Source organism: Streptomyces sp. NPDC035033, assembly GCF_040636735.1.
Lineage (GTDB): Bacteria > Actinomycetota > Actinomycetes > Streptomycetales > Streptomycetaceae > Streptomyces.
On record NZ_JBEZUZ010000007.1, the window covers coordinates 86,424 to 103,220 of the forward strand.

The following is a 16,797-nucleotide window of genomic DNA, read 5'->3' on the forward strand; positions in this document are numbered from 1 at the left end:
CCTATCGGTTTGTTTCACTGCGGAATATTCCGACTGGCGGAAAGTACAAATGGGCGGGGGCCCGCTCAGGCGTTCACTCCTTCGAGGGGCTACCCGCTCACGAGTGCGTAGCTCTGACGGGCGATCTCCAGCTCCTCGTCGGTGGGCACCACGGCCACCGCGACCCGCGCGTACTCGGGCGAGACGATCCGGGGGCCGTCGGCCCGCGCCGCGTTGAGACCGGCGTCCACCGCGAGGCCCAGCTCCTCCAGGCCGGTGATCGCCGCCTCCCGCACCGGCGCCGCGTTCTCGCCGACGCCGGCGGTGAACGCGACCGCGTCCACCCGGCCGAGCACCGCGTAGTACGCGCCGATGTACTTCTTCAGCCGGTGGACGTAGATGTCGAAGGCGAGCGCGGCCCGCTCGTCGCCCGCGTCGATCCGGCGCCGGATCTCCCGCATGTCGTTGTCGCCGCAGAGCCCGACCAGCCCGGACCTCTTGTTGAGCAGCTCGTCGATCTCGTCGGCGTCCATCCCCGCCACCCGCTTGAGGTGGAAGGTGACCGCCGGGTCGATGTCGCCGGAGCGGGTGCCCATGACCAGGCCCTCCAGCGGGGTGAGCCCCATGGAGGTGTCGACGCAGCGGCCGCCGCGGACCGCCGAGGCGGAGGCGCCGTTGCCGAGGTGGAGCACGATCACGTTCACCTCCTCGGGCTCCTTCCCGAGCAGCTTCGCCGTCTCGCGGGAGACGTACGCGTGCGAGGTGCCGTGGAAGCCGTAGCGGCGGATCCGGTGCGCGTCGGCGGTCTCCACGTCGATCGCGTACCGCGCCGCCGACTCCGGCATCGTGGTGTGGAAGGCGGTGTCGAAGACGGCGACCTGCGGCAGGTCGGGGCGGAGCGCCATGGCCGTGCGGATGCCCAGCAGGTTGGCCGGGTTGTGCAGCGGCGCCACCGGCACCAGGCGCTCGATCTCGGCGATCACCTCGTCGTCGATGACGGTCGGCTCGGTGAAGCGCAGCCCGCCGTGCACCACCCGGTGCCCGATCGCCGCCAGCTCGGGGGAGTCCAGGCCGAGCCCGTCGGCCGCCAGCTCCTCGGCGACCGCCTTCAGGGCCGCCGCGTGGTCGGGGACCGGCTCCACGCGCTCGCGGGTCGCGCCCCCGCCGTCCCGGAGCGGGGTGTGGGCGAGCCGGGAGGTCTCCTCGCCGATCCGCTCGACGAGCCCCTGCGCGAGCCGGCTGCCGTCGCTCATGTCGAGGAGCTGGTACTTCACCGACGAGGAGCCGGAGTTGAGGACGAGGACGCGGGTGGGGGTGCCGGTCATGCGGGGAGCTCCTGAGCCGGGGTCGGGACCTGGGACTGGATCGCCGTGATGGCGACCGTGTTGACGATGTCGCTGACGAGGGCGCCGCGCGAGAGGTCGTTGACCGGCTTGCGCAGGCCCTGGAGGACCGGGCCGACGGCGACGGCACCGGCCGAACGCTGCACCGCCTTGTAGGTGTTGTTGCCGGTGTTGAGGTCCGGGAAGATCAGCACGGTCGCCTGGCCGGCCACCTCCGAGTCCGGCAGCTTGGTCGCCGCCACGGAGGGCTCCACGGCCGCGTCGTACTGGATCGGGCCCTCGATCCGCAGCTCCGGGTGGGCCCCGCGGACCAGCTTGGTCGCCTCGCGGACCTTGTCGACGTCGGCGCCCGAGCCGGAGGTGCCGGTCGAGTACGAGAGCATCGCGATCCGCGGCTCGACGCCGAAGCGGGCCGCGGTGGCCGCCGACTGCACGGCGATGTCCGCGAGCTGCTCGGCGTCCGGGTCCGGGTTGACCGCGCAGTCGCCGTACACCAGCACCTTGTCGGCGAGGCACATGAAGAAGACCGAGGAGACGATCGAGGCCTCCGGCTTGGTCTTGATGATCTCGAAGGCCGGGCGGATGGTCGCGGCGGTGGAGTGGACCGCGCCGGAGACCATGCCGTCCGCGAGCCCCTCCTGGACCATCAGGGTGCCGAAGTAGTTCACGTCCGAGACCACGTCGTACGCCAGCTCCACGGTGACGCCCTTGTGGGCCCGGAGCGCCGCGTACTTCTCGGCGAAGGCGTCCCGCAGCTCCGAGGTCTGCGGGTCGATCAGCTGGGTGTCGCGCAGGTCCACGCTGAGGTCGGCGGCCTTCTTGCGGATGGCCTCGACGTCACCGAGCAGGGTGAGGTCGCAGACGTCCCGGCGCAGCAGCACGTCGGCGGCGCGCAGCACCCGCTCCTCGGTGCCCTCGGGCAGCACCACCCGGCGCCGGTCGGCCCGGGCCTGCTCCAGGAGCTCGTGCTCGAACATCATCGGGGTGACCCGGCCGCTGGGCGCCACCGAGATCCGCTTCAGCAGGTCGGCGGTGTCCACGTGCCGCTCGAAGAGGCCGAGCGCGGTCTCCGCCTTGCGCGGGGTGGCCGCGTTCAGCTTGCCCTCCAGGGCGAAGAGCTCGGCGGCGGTCGGGAAGCTGTTGCCGGGGACGGAGATCACCGGGGTGCCGGGCGCGAGCCGGGCCGCCAGGGTGAGGACCGCGTCGGTGGGCCGCTCGTCCAGGGTGAGCAGGACGCCCGCGATCGGGGGCGTACCGGCCGAGTGGGCGGCGAGCGCGCCGACGACCAGGTCGGCCCGGTCGCCGGGGGTGACGACCAGGCAGCCCGGGGTCAGCGCGGCGAGGAAGTTCGGCAGCATCGCGCCGCCGAAGACGAAGTCCAGGGCGTCGCGGGCGAGCCCGGCGTCGTCGCCGAGGACGACGGTCGCGCCGAGCGCGTGGGTGATCTGGGCGACCGTGGGCGCGGCGAGCGCCGGCTCGTCCGGCAGGACGTAGCAGGGCACGGGCAGCCGGGCGGTGAGCCGCTCGGCGATGGCCTCGCGGTCCTCGGCCGCCACCCGGTTGACGACCATCGCGAGGACGTCGCAGCCGAGGCCGTCGTACGCCCGGAAGGCGTTGCGCGCCTCGGCCCGCACGGACTCCGACGGCTGGCCCTTGCCGCCGACGACCGGGATGACGGAGGCGCCGAACTCGTTCGCGAGCCGGGCGTTGAGGGCCAGTTCGTCGGGGAGCTGGGTGGCGGCGAAGTCGGTGCCGAGGACGAGGACGACGTCGTAGTCGCGGGCGACCGCGTGGAAGCGGTCGACCAGCCGGGAGACCAGCTCGTCGGTGCCCTGCTCGGCCTGGAGGCCGGAGGCCTCGTGGTAGTCCATGCCGTAGACCGTCGCGGGGTCCTGCGTCAGCCGGTAGCGGGACCGCAGCAGGTCGAAGAGGCGGTCGGGGCCGTCGTGCACCAGCGGCCGGAACACCCCCACCCGGTCCACCTGTCGGGTGAGGAGCTCCATGACTCCCAGCTCGACGACCTGGCGGCCGTCCCCGCGGTCGATCCCGGTCACGTACACGCTGCGCGTCACGCCGTGGTCTCCTGTCCAGTCCTGCGGAAGGGGCCCGCCCCGTGGGAGGGCCGTCCTGCGCGAGGGCCCGGCCCGTCCTCGGGCCCGGCCCTCGCCCTGCGTCAATCCCCGGCGCCGAAAAGGCACCGATAGGGTGGCATTACCCCCTTGACAATACCCCTGCACCTGGGTAGGTCGCCCGCTGTACGAAAGGCCCCCGGCGAGGGACGAAAGGCCCCCGGACGGACCCGCTCCCGGCACGCGCGGAGCGGCGGCGAGCGGCCCGGGAGCATCCCTCGTGTGAGAATCGAAACGGCTCAGAAGGACCACGACGAGCAGGAGACACAGCACGATGCGCATCGGAGTTCTCACCGCAGGCGGCGACTGCCCGGGCCTGAACGCAGTGATCCGGTCGGTCGTGCACCGGGCCGTGACCAACTACGGGGACGAGGTCATCGGCTTCGAGGACGGCTACGCCGGACTCCTCGACGGCCGCTACCGCCCCCTCGACCTCAACGCCGTCAGCGGCATCCTCGCCCGCGGCGGCACCATCCTCGGCTCCTCCCGCCTGGAGCGCGACCGCTTCGCCGCCGCCTGCGCCAACGCCAAGGAGCTCATCGAGAAGAGCGGCTTCGACGCCCTCGTCCCGATCGGCGGCGAGGGCACCCTGACCGCCGCCCGGATGCTCTCCGAGGCCGGCGTGCCCGTCGTCGGCGTCCCCAAGACCATCGACAACGACATCTCCTCCACCGACCGCACCTTCGGCTTCGACACCGCCGTCGGCGTCGCCACCGAGGCGATGGACCGGCTGAAGACCACCGCCGAGTCCCACCAGCGGGTGATGGTCGTCGAGGTGATGGGCCGCCACGCCGGCTGGATCGCGCTGGAGTCCGGCATGGCCGGCGGCGCCCACGGCATCTGCCTGCCCGAGCGCCCCTTCGACCCGGCCGACCTGGTCAAGATGGTCGAGGAGCGGTTCGCCCGGGGCAAGAAGTTCGCCGTCATCTGCGTCGCCGAGGGCGCCCACCCCGCCGAGGGCACCATGGACTACGGCAAGGGCGAGATCGACCAGTTCGGCCACGAGCGCTTCCAGGGCATCGGCACCGCCCTCGCCTACGAGCTGGAGCGCCGGCTCGGCAAGGAGGCCCGCCCGGTCATCCTCGGCCACGTCCAGCGCGGCGGCACGCCCACCGCGTACGACCGCGTCCTCGCCACCCGCTTCGGCTGGCACGCGGTGGAGGCCGTGCACCGCGGTGACTTCGGCAACATGACGGCGCTGCGCGGCACCGACGTGAGGATGGTGCCGCTCGCCGAGGCCGTCACCCGGCTCAAGACGGTCCCGGAGGAGCGGATGCGGGAGGCCGAGTCGGTCTTCTGACCGCCGCGCGCACCCGGGCCGGAAGCCCCGCGCGGCGGGCCCTGCGGCCTCTTCTCCCCGCGGACCTACGGCCCGACCGCCGCCCAGAAGTGCTCCAGGACGTCGTCCAGGTAGGCCCGGCCCTCGTCGCCCGTCGCCCCCGACGCGCCCCAGCTCGACGTCGCCGCCATGCGGGCGTGGTACTCGGCGTGCAGCCGGGCCAGGACGGGCTCCACCGCCCGCTTGGACAGCGGCAGCATCCGCACCACCGGCTTCACGTACGCCTGCCAGCGGGTCGTCGCCGCGTCCCGCAGCAGCTCCGCGAGCCGCTCGTCGCCGCCGGTCGCGGTGATCAGGGCCCGCGGGCCCAGGCCCAGGACCTCGGCGAGGGCGGCGGTCTGCCGCTCGGTGCCGCGCCAGTCGCCCCCGTCCTCCATCCGGGCGTACGCGTGCGCCGCGACGCCCACCCGGCGGGCCAGCTCCTCCACGGAGAGGCCGCGCGCCACCCGGTGCTCCCGCAGCGTGGAGGCGGCGGCGATCAGATCGGCGGGCGAGCACCACAGGACGCCCGCCAGCGCGGTCAGCTCCTGTTCGCTCGGGGCGAGGGTGCCGCGCTCCCAGGCGGCGACGGTGTCGGGGGTGACGGACAGGCCGTACTGCGCCCGCAGGCCGTACGCGACGTGTCCCGGGGCCATGCCGAGGCCCTGGCGCAGGCGGCGCGCGGCGAGGGCGTCGAAGGGGGGAGAGGGATGGTGCACCCGGCCACGGTAGGTGCGCAGGGTGACGATTGGCTACGGTGCGTTCGTCCGAAGGCCAAAGCCTGGAGGAACGTCGGAACCGGCCGGTAATCGGGGCGTGACGTCCGGTGAGCGGTCGCCGCGGGGGCGCGGGCCCCGCTCCGGCTTCCGCCGCGGGTCCCGCCTCAGCGCCCGCCGCGCCAGCGGTACTGGAGCTCGGGGCGCCCGATCTGCCCGTACTGGGGCGCCCGGACCGCACGGCCCTCGGCGACCAGGTGCTCCAGGTAGCGTCGGGCGGTGATCCGCGAGATGCCGACCGCCGCCCCCGCCTCGGCGGCGGTCAGACCGGCCGGCGCCTCGCGCAGGGCCCGGGTGACGGCCTCCAGCGTCGGGCCGCTCAGCCCCTTCGGCAGGGCGGCGGGGTGCGGGGCGCGCAGCGCGGCGAGCGCCCGGTCCACCTCGTCCTGCCCGGCCGCCTCCCCGGCCGCGCCCCGGAACTCGGCGTACCGCACCAGCCGGTCCCGGAGCGTGGCGAAGGCGAAGGGCTTGAGGACGTACTGGACGACCCCGAGCGACACCCCCTCGCGGACCACCGCCAGATCGCGCGCCGAGGTCACCGCGATGACGTCCGCCGCGTGCCCGGCGGCCCGCAGGGCGCGCAGCAGGGCGAGCCCGTGCCCGTCCGGCAGGTAGAGGTCGAGCAGGATCAGGTCGACCGGGACCCGGTCGAGCAGCCGCACCGCCGCCGCCCGCGAGTGCGCCACCCCGACCACCCGGAAGCCCTCCACCCGCCCCGCGTACAGCGCGTGCGCGTCGGCGGCGACCGGATCGTCCTCGACGACCAGCACCCGGATCTCCTGCGGCCCGCTCACGCGTCGCCTCCGGCGGGGGTACGGGGGAGCGGGACCCGGACCGTGAAGCGGGCGCCGCCCCCCGGCGCCTCGTCCAGGGCGAGCGTGCCGGAGGCGCGGACGACGGCCTGGCGGACCAGCGCCAGGCCCAGGCCGCGGCCCGGGCCCCGGGTGGACCAGCCCCGGCCGAGCACCGCGTCCCGGTCGGCGGGGCGGACGCCGGGCCCGCTGTCGTCGACGCGGAGCAGCAGCTCGCCGTCGCCCGCGCGGGCCGCGACGGTGACCGTCACGCGCGCGTGCGGGGTGCCGCCCGCCGCCTCCACCGCGTTGTCCACCAGGTTGCCGAGCACCGTCACCAGCTCCCTGGGCCCCAGGGCCGGCGGCAGCAGCCCGTCGTCGATCCGGCTGTCCTCGGTGAGGACCAGCTCCACGCCCCGCTCGTTCGCCTGCGCCGCCTTGCCGAGCAGCAGCGCCGCGAGGACCGGCTCGCCGACCGCGTCCACCACCCGGTCGGTGAGCGCCTGCGCCAGCTCCAGCTCGGCCGTCGCGAACTCCACCGCCTCGGCCACCCGCCCGAGTTCGATCAGCGACACCACCGTGTGGAGCCGGTTCGCCGCCTCGTGCGCCTGCGAGCGCAGCGCCTCGGTGAAACCGCGCTGCGAGTCCAACTCGCCGGAGAGCGCCTGGAGTTCGGTCCGGTCCCGGAGGGTCACCACGGTGCCGCGCCGCTCCCCGCCCACCACCGGGCGGGTGTTGACGACGAGGACCCGGTCGTCGGTCAGGTGCGTCTCGTCCACCCGGGGCTCCGAGGAGAGCAGCGCCCCCGTCAGCGGCGCCGGGAGCCCGAGGTCCGCCGCCGACCGGCCCACCACCCCCTCGTCCAGACCGAGCAGGACGCGCGCCCCGTCGTTGATCAGCGCGATCCTGCGCCGCCCGTCGAGCATCACCAGGCCCTCCCGCACCGCGTGCAGCGCCGCCTGGTGGTAGTCGTGCATCCGGCTCAGCTCGGTGGCGTTCATCCCGTGGGTGTGCCGCCGCAGCCGCGCGTTGACCACGTACGTGCCGGCGCCGCCGAGCGCCAGCGCCGCGCCCGCCATGCCGAGCAGCGCGGCCACCTGCTCCCGTACCTGCGCGCTGATCCGCTCGATGGTGATGCCCGCGCTGACCAGGGCGACCACCCGCCCGCCGGAGAGGACCGGCGTGACCGTCCGCACCGACGGGCCGAGGACCCCCAGATGGGTCTCCGAGAAGGTCTCGCCGCGCAGCGCCGGCTCGATGTGCCCGAGGTAGTGGCGGCCGATCTGGTCCGGCTCGGGGTGGGTCCACCGGGTCCCGTCCGGCGCCATCACCACCACGAAGGCCACGTCCGCCCGGCGCCGCAGCTCCTCCGCGTACGGCTGGAGCGCGGCGGACGGGTCGGCCGAGCGGGCCGCGGCCACCACGGACGGCGAGCCGGCGACGGCCGCCGCGGTCGCCGTGGACTGCCGGCGCGCGGTCTCCTCGGCCTGCGCCCGGTCCGTGACGTACGCGAAGACCGCGCAGCCCGCCACGACCGCGGCCATCAGCACGACCTGCATCGCGAAGAGCTGTCCGGCCAGGCTGCGGGGGCGGGGGAGGAGACGGGGGGACGGGAGACGCATGCGAGCAAGTGTGCACGCCGGGGTTTGCTCCGGCGCATCACGTTCCCGAATCGTGCCCTCGGCCCCCGCCCCGGCCCCGACCCGCCCCGGCCGCGGTGCCGCCCCCGCCCCCGGTCCTGTCTCCGCCCCCGGCCCCGGTCCCGGCCCCGCGGGGCGGGTGACGTTTCGGCCGTGAACGAAACGCACGTAACCGTGACCCCGGTCACAGGCTGGTGGATAGTCGCGGAGTCCACCGGGACGTGGACACCCCCCATCAGCGCGAGGAGGATCCCGTGGCCGCACGCCGGGACCGCACCCACTATCTGTATCTGGCCGTCATCGGCGCCGTCCTGCTCGGCATCGCCGTCGGTTTCCTCGCCCCGGGCGTGGCCGTCGAGCTGAAGCCGCTGGGCACCGGCTTCGTGAACCTGATCAAGATGATGATCTCGCCGATCATCTTCTGCACGATCGTCCTGGGCGTCGGCTCGGTCCGCAAGGCCGCCAAGGTCGGCGCCGTCGGCGGCCTCGCCCTCGGCTACTTCCTCGTGATGTCGACCGTCGCGCTCGCGATCGGCCTCGTCGTCGGCAACCTCCTGGAGCCCGGCTCCGGCCTCCACCTCACCGAGGAGCTGGCCGAGGCCGGCGCCAAGCAGGCGGAGGGCGCGAGCGAGGGCACCGCCGACTTCCTCCTCGGGATCATCCCCACCACCCTGGTCTCCGCCTTCACCGAGGGCGAGGTCCTCCAGACCCTGCTCGTCGCCCTCCTCGCGGGCTTCGCGCTCCAGGCGATGGGCCCGGCCGGCGAGCCGGTGCTGCGCGGCATCGGGCACATCCAGCGGCTCGTCTTCCGCGTCCTCTCCATGATCATGTGGGCGGCCCCGGTCGGCGCCTTCGGCGCCATCGCCGCCGTCGTCGGCGCGACCGGCCTCGACGCCCTGAAGTCGCTCGCCGTCATCATGATCGGCTTCTACCTGACCTGCGCGCTCTTCGTCTTCGTCGTCCTCGGGGCGCTGCTCCGCCTGGTCGCCGGGATCCACATCTGGCCGCTCCTGAAGTACCTGGGCCGCGAGTTCCTGCTGATCCTCTCGACCTCGTCGTCCGAGTCCGCGCTGCCCCGCCTGATCGCCAAGATGGAGCACCTGGGCGTCTCCAAGCCGGTCGTCGGCATCACCGTCCCCACCGGCTACTCCTTCAACCTCGACGGGACCGCCATCTACCTCACGATGGCCTCGCTCTTCGTCGCCGAGGCGATGGGCGACCCGCTCTCGATCGGCGAGCAGATCTCCCTCCTCGTCTTCATGATCATCGCCTCCAAGGGCGCCGCCGGCGTCACCGGCGCCGGCCTCGCCACCCTCGCCGGCGGCCTCCAGTCGCACCGCCCCGACCTGGTCGACGGCGTCGGCCTCATCGTCGGCATCGACCGCTTCATGAGCGAGGCCCGCGCCCTCACCAACTTCGCGGGCAACGCCGTCGCCACGGTCCTCGTCGGCACCTGGACCAAGGAGATCGACCGGACGCGGGTGACCGAGGTCCTGGCGGGGAAGTTCCCCTTCGACGAGAAGACCCTCGTCGACGACCACGGCGGTCACGGCCCGGCCGACGACCCCGGCGCCGTGCCGGACCAGCGCGACCAGGGCGAGGAGCGCGCCCGGGCCGGCGTCTGACCGCCCCGAACCTCCTCCCGGGACCCGGGCCTTGAGCCGGATCCGGGCACCGGGAGGAACCCGCCCGCCGAGGACGGCGACCGCCTCCTCGTCGTCGGCCCGGCCGGCGGCTCCGGCCGCCGCCCGGACCGGTACCGCGACCTCCCGGCCGCCCCCACCGCGACGGGACCGGCCCCGGGAGCCGCGCCCCGGGTCCGGCCGGCCGCGGGCGGAGCCGGAGGCGCACGTCGCGTACGAGGGGGCGGAGGCCGTCCCGCCGCTCAGGGCGGCGGGACGGCCTCCGTACGGCGGCTTCCTTGCCTTGACGTCGGCGTCAACGCGTACGTTCGTCGTCATGCGCATCGGAGAGCTGGCCGAGCGGGCCGGGACGACCACGCGGACCCTGCGGTACTACGAGTCCCGCGGTCTCCTGCCCGCCCGGCGCACGGAACAGGGGCACCGGACCTACGACGAGGGCGACCTCAGGCTCCTGCGGGAGATCCGGACCCTCCAGGACTTCGGCTTCGAGCTGGAGGAGACCCGGCCGTTCGTCGACTGCCTGCGGGCCGGGCACCCGGCGGGGGACTCCTGCCCCGCCTCGGTCGCCGTCTACCGCCGCAAGCTCGGCGAGCTGGACGCGCTGATCGGCCGGCTCCAGGAGGTGCGCGACCAGGTGGCCGTCCAGCTGCTGCGGGCCGAGGCGGAACTGCCGCACGGCCCCGAGCCCCGGTGCGAGCTCGGCACGGAGACGGCGGAGACGACGACGAGCACGGAGGAGTGACGGCGATGACGACGACCCCCCGGACGACCCCCACGGGAGCGCCCATGACGACGCCCGAGGCGGCGGTGACCGAGACCTCGGACGCGGACTTCGCGGCGGACGTCCTGGCCGCCGGGACGCCGGTCCTGGTGATGTTCACGGCCACCTGGTGCGGCCCCTGCCGCCAGCTGAAGCCGGTGCTCGCCGCGCTCGCCGCGGAGGAGGCGGGCCGGCTGCGCGTGGTCGAGATCGACGTCGACCGCAACCCGGCGACCACCGTCCGCCACGGCGTCCTGGCCACCCCCACCCTGATGGTCTTCCGGGCCGGCGAGCCGGTGAAGTCCCTGGTCGGCGCCCGCCCGAAGCGCCGGCTGCGGGAGGAGCTGGCGGACGTCCTGGACTGATCCCGGAGCCGTGCCAGACTCGGCCCCATGGATCATGATCACGACGAGACGGGGCTGACCGTCGGGCACCGCGACCCGGGCCTGGCCGAACTCCTCGACCGCGGCCTCGACGCGTACAACTTCGCGGCCACCGGCACCACCGCGGCGGACCAGGGCGAGCTGTCCGTGCGGGCGGTCGACCCGGCCACGGGCGAGACCGTCGGCGGGCTCACCGCCTGGACCTGGGGAGGGCTGCTCGGCATCGACATGCTGTGGGTGCACGAGGACCACCGGCGGGACGGCTGGGGGAGCCGGCTGCTGCGCGCGGCCGAGGCGGAGGCCCGCCGGCGCGGCTGCGACCGCGCCGTGGTCTCCTCCTTCACCTTCCAGGCCCCGGACTTCTACCGGCGGCACGGGTACGCGGAGACCGGCCGCACGCTCGGCATCCCGGGCGGGGCGGAGGACGTCCACTTCCACAAGGAGCTGACGCCGGACACCCCGTGACCCGGTGGCCGGGCCCCGCCGGGAACCGTTCCTCCGGCGGGGCTTGACCCTCCCCGGACCCATGACGATACGATACGTCTCGTCTTATTGGCGGTGCGAGGGGAGAGCGGCATGGCGCGCGAACGGTACGTGGACGTGGAAGCCGGCGTACGGCTCTGGGCCGAGGAGCGCGGGGACGCCGGACTGCCCCCGCTGCTGCTCGTCATGGGCGCGCAGGCGCCGGGGCTCACCTGGCCCGACGAACTGGTGGAGTCGCTCGCCGTCCACCACCGGGTGATCCGGTACGACCACCGGGACACCGGCCGCTCCACCTGGGCCTTCGACGAGAAGCCCTACCCGCTGGGCCGGCTCGCCGAGGACGCCGTCGCCGTCCTGGACGCGTTCGGCGCCGAGCGGGCGCACGTCGTCGGCATGTCCCTGGGCGGCCTGCTCGTCCAGCTGCTCCTCGCCGACCACCCGGACCGGCTGCTGAGCGCGACCGTCATCGGCACCACCGCCCTCAGCGACACCCCGTACGTCCGCCCCGACGGCACCCGCGTCCCGGTCGGGGAGCTGCCCGGCCCCGCCGCGCACCTCCTGGAGCTGTGGTCCCGCCCGGCCGGCGACCTGGACCTGGAGGGGGAGCTGGACCGCCGGGTCGAGCACTGGCGGGCCCTCGCCGGCGACGCGCTCCCCTTCGACCCGGACTGGTTCCGGGAGCGGGAGCGCCGGGTCGTCGCCCACACCGGGCACCACGCGGCCTCCACCGCCCACGCCCGTGCCGACGCCTCGGACCTCCTGCGCACCGGCCCGCTGGCCGCCACCGAGGTGCCCACCCTGGTGATCTCCGCCCCGGCCGAGCCGGTCGCCCCGCCGCCGCACGCCGCCCACCTGGCCCAGGTGATCCGGGGGGCCCGCCTCGCCGAGGTCCCCGGCATGGGCCACGCCCTCCCGCCCGAGGTCCACGCCCCGCTCGCGCGGGAGATCCTGCGCCACACCGGAGCGGCGTGAGGGCACGAAAAAACCCCGGCTGAATTGACAGTCGGGGTGGTGCGGCGCCTATATTGGTGAATTCCGTGTGCTCAATCGGACTTCAAGCCCGATGAATTCACGGAGCATTTCACTAAAGGCACTGTATCGCGCTGGGAGTCGAATTGTCAACCGAGCCAATTCGGGAAGAGCAGAAATTCATCACCTCGCTCTACGCGCGGCTCGACGACCTGAGGGACCGGGCCGAGGCCGCCGTCGGCGAGGCGCTCAGGACGCCCGGGACCGGGAGCGCCCAGTCGCGCCTGGAACGGGACATCATGGTCGCCGAGCAGTCGGGGCTGCTCGCCGCCTTCAACGCCGGCGAGACCGGCCTCTGCTTCGGCCGGCTCGTCTTCCAGGACGGGCGCGACCACCACATCGGACGCATCGGCCTGCGCGAGGACGACCCCCAGCGCACCCCGCTGGTCGTCGACTGGCGCGCCGAGATCGCCCGCCCCTTCTACCTGGCCACCGGCCACGAGCCGATGGGCCTCACCCGCCGCCGGCACATCACCACCAAGGGCCGCGAGGTCGTCTCGCTGCACGACGAGGTCCTGGACCTCGCCGACCGCACCCGCACCGGCCACGAGGGCCGGGACGCCGACGAGGTGCTGCTGGCCGCGCTCGACGCCGCCCGCACCGGCCGGATGCACGACATCGTGCAGACCATCCAGGCCGAGCAGGACGCCATCATCCGCTCCCCGCACCGGGGCGTCCTCGTCGTCGAGGGCGGCCCCGGCACCGGCAAGACCGCGGTCGCCCTGCACCGGGCCGCGTACCTGCTCTACGCCCACCGCGAGCAGCTCGCCCGGCGGGCCGTCCTCATCGTCGGCCCCAACCCGGCCTTCCTCGGCTACATCGGCAACGTCCTGCCCTCGCTCGGCGAGACCGGCGTCCTCCTCGCCACCCCCGGCGAGCTCTACCCCGGCGTCCGCGCCACCGGCACCGACACCCCCCGCGCCGCCGCCGTGAAGGGCGACGCCCGGATGGCCGAGGCGCTGGCGGCGGCCGTGCGCGACCGGCAGCGGGTCCCCGAGCGGGGCGCCCCGCTCGTCGTCCCGCACGAGGACGGCGACCTCGTCATCGACTGGGACATGGCCCTGGAGGCCCGCCACAAGGCCCGCGAGACCGCCCTCCCGCACAACCTCGCCCGCCCCCACTTCGCCTTCCGGATCCTCGACGCGCTCGCCGCGCAGCTCGCCGACCGGATCGGCGCCGACCCGTACGGCGGCCCCAACTTCCTCGGCCCCGACGACATCGCCCTGCTCGCCAAGGGCGTCGCCGCCAACCCCGACGTGCACGCCGCCATCGACGAGCTCTGGCCGGACCTCACCCCCGAGGACTTCCTCGCCGACTACCTCGCCGAGCCCACCCACCTCCCCGAGGAGGACGCCGCCGCGATCCGCCGCGACGGCGGCGCCTGGACCCCCGGCGACGTACCGCTCCTGGACGAGGCCGCCGAGCTCCTCGGCCGCGACGACTCCGCCGAGCGGGCCGCGCAGGAGGCCGAGCGGCAGCGGCAGGTGCAGTACGCGCAGGGCGTCCTCGACGTCTCCTTCGCCTCCCGCACCTACGAGTTCGAGGACAAGGAGGAACTCGACGAGGACGCCTCCGAGGTGCTCTCCGCCCACGACATCATCGACGCCGAGCGGTTCGCCGAGCGGCACGAGGAGGCCGACCACCGCACCGCCGCCGAGCGGGCCGCCGCCGACCGCACCTGGGCCTTCGGCCACATCATCGTCGACGAGGCCCAGGAGCTGTCCGCGATGCAGTGGCGGCTCCTGATGCGCCGCAGCCCCACCCGCTCGATGACCCTGGTCGGCGACCCGGCGCAGACCGGCGACCCGGCCGGCGTCGGCTCCTGGGCGGAGATCCTCACCCCGTACGTGGAGGACCGCTGGCAGCACGTGCGGCTCGGGGTCAACTACCGCACGCCCGCCGAGATCATGGCGGTCGCCGCCGCCGTCCGCCGGGAGGACGACCCCGCCTTCGAGCCGCCCGGCTCGGTCCGCTCCACCGGCGTCGAGCCCTGGGACAGGACCGCCGAGGACCCGGTGAAGGAGACCGCCGACGCGGTCGCGGCCGAGTCGCGGGCCGAGGGCCGGCTCGCCGTGATCGCCCCGGCGGAGCTGCTCCCGGCCCTGGCCGAGGCCCTCCCCGAGGCCGCGCGCGGCCGCACGCCCGACCTCACCCGGCCGGTCGTCCTCCTCGACCCCCGGCAGGCGAAGGGCCTGGAGTTCGACACCGTCCTGGTCGTCGACCCGGACGGCATCCGGGCCGGCGCCCCGCACGGCACGAACGACCTGTACGTGGCGCTGACCCGGGCCACCCAGCGGCTCGGGATCGTCAGGCGGGCCTGAGCCAGACCGTCGCCAGCGGCGGCAGCGTCATCCGGACGCTCGCCGCCCGGCCGTGCCACGGCACCGACTCGGTCTTCACCGGGTCGGTGCCGACCACGTCCGAACCGCCGTACCGGGCCGCGTCCGTGTTCAGCACCTCGCTCCAGGCGACGAAGGACTCCGGCACCCCGATCCGGTAGTCGTGCCGGACGACGGGGGAGAAGTTGCAGACGGCGAGCAGCGGCGAACCGAAGCCGTCGTACCGCAGGAAGGCGAGGACGTTGTCGTCGGCCGCGTCCCCGGTCACCCACGCGAAGCCCTCCGGCACGGTGTCCCGCTCCCACAGCGACGGCGTCGCCGTGTAGATCCGGTTCAGGTCCGCCACCAGGTCCTTCACGCCCCGGTGGTCCGCCTCCGCCCCGTACGCCGGGTCCAGCAGCCACCACTCGGGCCCGTGGTCCGCCGACCACTCCGCCCCCTGGGCGAACTCCTGCCCCATGAAGAGGAGCTGCTTGCCCGGGTGGGCCCACATGAAGCCCAGGTAGGCCCGGTGGTTGGCGCGCCGCTGCCACCAGTCGCCGGGCATCTTCGACACCAGCGCCCGCTTGCCGTGCACCACCTCGTCGTGCGAGATCGGCAGGATGTAGTTCTCGCTGTACGCGTACACCATCGAGAAGGTCATCTCGTGGTGGTGGTACTTGCGGTGCACCGGCTCCTTCTCCATGTACTGGAGCGAGTCGTGCATCCAGCCCATGTTCCACTTCATGCCGAAGCCGAGGCCGCCGAAGCCGCCGGGGCCCACCTGGTCGGTCGCCCGCGTCACCCCGTCCCAGGCCGTCGACTCCTCGGCGAAGGTGACGATGCCGGGGCAGCGGCGGTAGACGGTGGCGTTCATCTCCTGGAGGAAGGCCACCGCGTCCAGGTTCTCCCGGCCGCCGTACTCGTTGGGCAGCCACTCGCCGTACTCGCGCGAGTAGTCCAGGTAGAGCATCGACGCCACCGCGTCCACCCGCAGGCCGTCGATGTGGAACTCCTGGCACCAGTAGACCGCGTTGGCGACGAGGAAGTTCCGCACCTCCTTGCGGCCGTAGTCGAACTCCAGGGTCCCCCAGTCCGGGTGGTGCGAGCGGCGCGGGTCCGCGTGCTCGTACAGCGGCCGCCCGTCGAACTCGGCCAGCGCCCAGTCGTCCTTCGGGAAGTGGGCCGGCACCCAGTCCATCAGGACGCCGATGCCCTCCCGGTGCAGCGCGTCCACCAGGTGCTTGAAGTCGTCCGGGGTGCCCAGCCGGGCGGTCGGCGCGTAGAAGCCGGTGACCTGGTAGCCCCAGGAACCGCCGAAGGGGTGCTCGGTGACCGGCATGAACTCCACGTGCGTGAAGCCCATCTCGCGTACGTACGCGGGGAGTTCGACCGCGAGCTGACGGTAGGTCAGCCCCGGCCGCCAGGACGGCAGGTGGAGCTCGTAGACGGAGATCGGCGCCTCGTGCGCCGGCCGGGCGCCGCGCCGCTCCATCCACTCCCGGTCGTTCCACTCGTAGTGCGACTCGGTGACGATCGAGGCGGTGTTCGGCGGGCACTCGGTGCGGCGGGCCATCGGGTCGGCGCGGACGGTGTGCGAGCCGTCGGGCCGGGTGATGTCGTACTTGTACACCGCCCCCTCCCCGATGCCGGGCACGAACAGCTCCCAGACGCCGGTCGAGCCGAGCGACCGCATCGGCAGCCCGGTGCCGTCCCAGTGCGTGAAGTCGCCGGTGACCCGCACGCCGCGCGCGTTCGGCGCCCACACGGCGAAGCGGGTGCCGCTCACCCCGCCGTGGGTCATCACGCGCGAGCCCAGCGCCGTCCACAGCTCCTCGTGCCGGCCCTCGCCGATCAGGTGCAGGTCCAGCTCGCCGAGGGACGGCAGGTGCCGGTACGGGTCCTGGACGGCGATCTCCTCGCCGTCGTACCGTACCCGGAGCTCATAGGCGGGGACCTTCCGCAGCAGCGGCACGAGCACCGAGAACAGGCCGTCGCCCTCGTCGAACAGCTCGACCCGCCGCCCCTTCGGCAGCACGGCCGCCACGCTCCGGGCCCAGGGGCGCAGCGCCCGGATGACGATCCCGCCCTTCACCGGGTGGGCGCCGAGCAGCGCGTGCGGATCGTGGTGCTCCCCGGCGAGCAGCCGCGCGCGCTCGCCGGGGTCGATCGGGGGCGCCGTGCGGGGCGTCTTGGCGGTCACCG

The 16,797-nt window shown here is 74.2% G+C and carries 13 protein-coding genes; 7 read left to right on the forward strand and 6 right to left on the reverse strand.

Translation table 11 applies throughout. The features are described from left to right. Positions 1 to 89 precede the first annotated feature (89 nt). Positions 90 to 1,304, reverse strand: a complete 1,215-nt coding sequence (locus AB0E83_RS05430; protein ID WP_362106231.1) for an acetate kinase — start codon at positions 1,302 to 1,304, stop codon at positions 90 to 92. Then, positions 1,301 to 3,394: a phosphate acetyltransferase gene (gene pta / locus AB0E83_RS05435; protein WP_362106234.1), complete on the reverse strand. Its 2,094-nt coding sequence runs from the start codon at positions 3,392 to 3,394 to the stop codon at positions 1,301 to 1,303. The genes AB0E83_RS05430 and pta overlap by 4 nt, the downstream gene beginning before the upstream one ends. Before the next feature lie 331 nt (positions 3,395 to 3,725). Here pta and AB0E83_RS05440 point away from each other — a divergent pair, with 331 nt between their 5' ends. After that, positions 3,726 to 4,751 (forward strand): ATP-dependent 6-phosphofructokinase, encoded by a 1,026-nt coding sequence (locus tag AB0E83_RS05440; protein WP_362106237.1) that lies wholly within the window; start codon positions 3,726 to 3,728, stop codon positions 4,749 to 4,751. Positions 4,752 to 4,816: 65 nt separating this feature from the next. On the opposite strand, the gene AB0E83_RS05445 is transcribed toward AB0E83_RS05440, so the two are convergent. The 3 genes from AB0E83_RS05445 to AB0E83_RS05455 form a co-directional block, all read right to left on the reverse strand. Beyond that, positions 4,817 to 5,425 (reverse strand): helix-turn-helix transcriptional regulator, encoded by a 609-nt coding sequence (locus tag AB0E83_RS05445; protein WP_362106293.1) that lies wholly within the window; start codon positions 5,423 to 5,425, stop codon positions 4,817 to 4,819. Positions 5,426 to 5,652: 227 nt separating this feature from the next. Then, on the reverse strand, positions 5,653 to 6,339 hold the full coding sequence (locus tag AB0E83_RS05450; protein WP_362106240.1) for a response regulator: 687 nt from the start codon (positions 6,337 to 6,339) through the stop codon (positions 5,653 to 5,655). Next, positions 6,336 to 7,958, reverse strand: coding sequence for a sensor histidine kinase (locus AB0E83_RS05455; protein WP_362106243.1), 1,623 nt, complete (start codon positions 7,956 to 7,958; stop codon positions 6,336 to 6,338). The genes AB0E83_RS05450 and AB0E83_RS05455 overlap by 4 nt, the downstream gene beginning before the upstream one ends. A gap of 272 nt (positions 7,959 to 8,230) precedes the next feature. Between AB0E83_RS05455 and AB0E83_RS05460 the strand changes: the two genes are divergently transcribed. From AB0E83_RS05460 to AB0E83_RS05485, 6 genes are all read left to right on the forward strand, one after another. Continuing rightward, positions 8,231 to 9,601, forward strand: coding sequence for a cation:dicarboxylase symporter family transporter (locus tag AB0E83_RS05460; protein ID WP_362106246.1), 1,371 nt, complete (start codon positions 8,231 to 8,233; stop codon positions 9,599 to 9,601). 334 nt (positions 9,602 to 9,935) lie between these two features. Further along, positions 9,936 to 10,361 carry a MerR family transcriptional regulator gene (locus AB0E83_RS05465; RefSeq protein ID WP_362106249.1) on the forward strand — a complete coding sequence of 142 codons (426 nt, stop codon included), beginning with the start codon at positions 9,936 to 9,938 and terminating at the stop codon, positions 10,359 to 10,361. A gap of 44 nt (positions 10,362 to 10,405) precedes the next feature. Further along, entirely contained in the window at positions 10,406 to 10,744 is a 339-nt protein-coding gene (locus AB0E83_RS05470) for a thioredoxin domain-containing protein (RefSeq protein WP_362106296.1), read from the forward strand. Between the two features lie 27 nt (positions 10,745 to 10,771). Then, positions 10,772 to 11,227 (forward strand): GNAT family N-acetyltransferase, encoded by a 456-nt coding sequence (locus tag AB0E83_RS05475; RefSeq protein WP_362106252.1) that lies wholly within the window; start codon positions 10,772 to 10,774, stop codon positions 11,225 to 11,227. A gap of 111 nt (positions 11,228 to 11,338) precedes the next feature. Next, complete coding sequence (locus tag AB0E83_RS05480; protein ID WP_362106255.1) at positions 11,339 to 12,217, forward strand: alpha/beta hydrolase; 879 nt, start codon at positions 11,339 to 11,341, stop codon at positions 12,215 to 12,217. 143 nt (positions 12,218 to 12,360) lie between these two features. Continuing rightward, positions 12,361 to 14,595 (forward strand): UvrD-helicase domain-containing protein, encoded by a 2,235-nt coding sequence (locus AB0E83_RS05485; RefSeq protein WP_362106258.1) that lies wholly within the window; start codon positions 12,361 to 12,363, stop codon positions 14,593 to 14,595. Here the strand turns inward: AB0E83_RS05485 and glgB are convergent. Then, complete coding sequence (gene glgB, locus AB0E83_RS05490) at positions 14,582 to 16,795, reverse strand: 1,4-alpha-glucan branching enzyme (protein ID WP_362106261.1); 2,214 nt, start codon at positions 16,793 to 16,795, stop codon at positions 14,582 to 14,584. The genes AB0E83_RS05485 and glgB overlap by 14 nt on opposite strands. Positions 16,796 to 16,797: the final 2 nt, after the last annotated feature.

Excerpts from the sequence above, each read along its gene's own strand:
- AB0E83_RS05430 (WP_362106231.1), bottom strand. The coding sequence starts at position 1,304 with ATGACCGGCACCCCCACCCGCGTCCTCGTCCTCAACTCCGGCTCCTCG.
- AB0E83_RS05440 (WP_362106237.1), top strand. The coding sequence starts at position 3,726 with ATGCGCATCGGAGTTCTCACCGCAGGCGGCGACTGCCCGGGCCTGAAC.
- AB0E83_RS05445 (WP_362106293.1), bottom strand. The coding sequence starts at position 5,425 with ATGGCCCCGGGACACGTCGCGTACGGCCTGCGGGCGCAGTACGGCCTG.
- AB0E83_RS05455 (WP_362106243.1), bottom strand. The coding sequence starts at position 7,958 with ATGCGTCTCCCGTCCCCCCGTCTCCTCCCCCGCCCCCGCAGCCTGGCC.
- AB0E83_RS05465 (WP_362106249.1), top strand. The coding sequence starts at position 9,936 with ATGCGCATCGGAGAGCTGGCCGAGCGGGCCGGGACGACCACGCGGACC.
- AB0E83_RS05470 (WP_362106296.1), top strand. The coding sequence starts at position 10,406 with ATGACGACGCCCGAGGCGGCGGTGACCGAGACCTCGGACGCGGACTTC.
- AB0E83_RS05475 (WP_362106252.1), top strand. The coding sequence starts at position 10,772 with ATGGATCATGATCACGACGAGACGGGGCTGACCGTCGGGCACCGCGAC.
- AB0E83_RS05480 (WP_362106255.1), top strand. The coding sequence starts at position 11,339 with ATGGCGCGCGAACGGTACGTGGACGTGGAAGCCGGCGTACGGCTCTGG.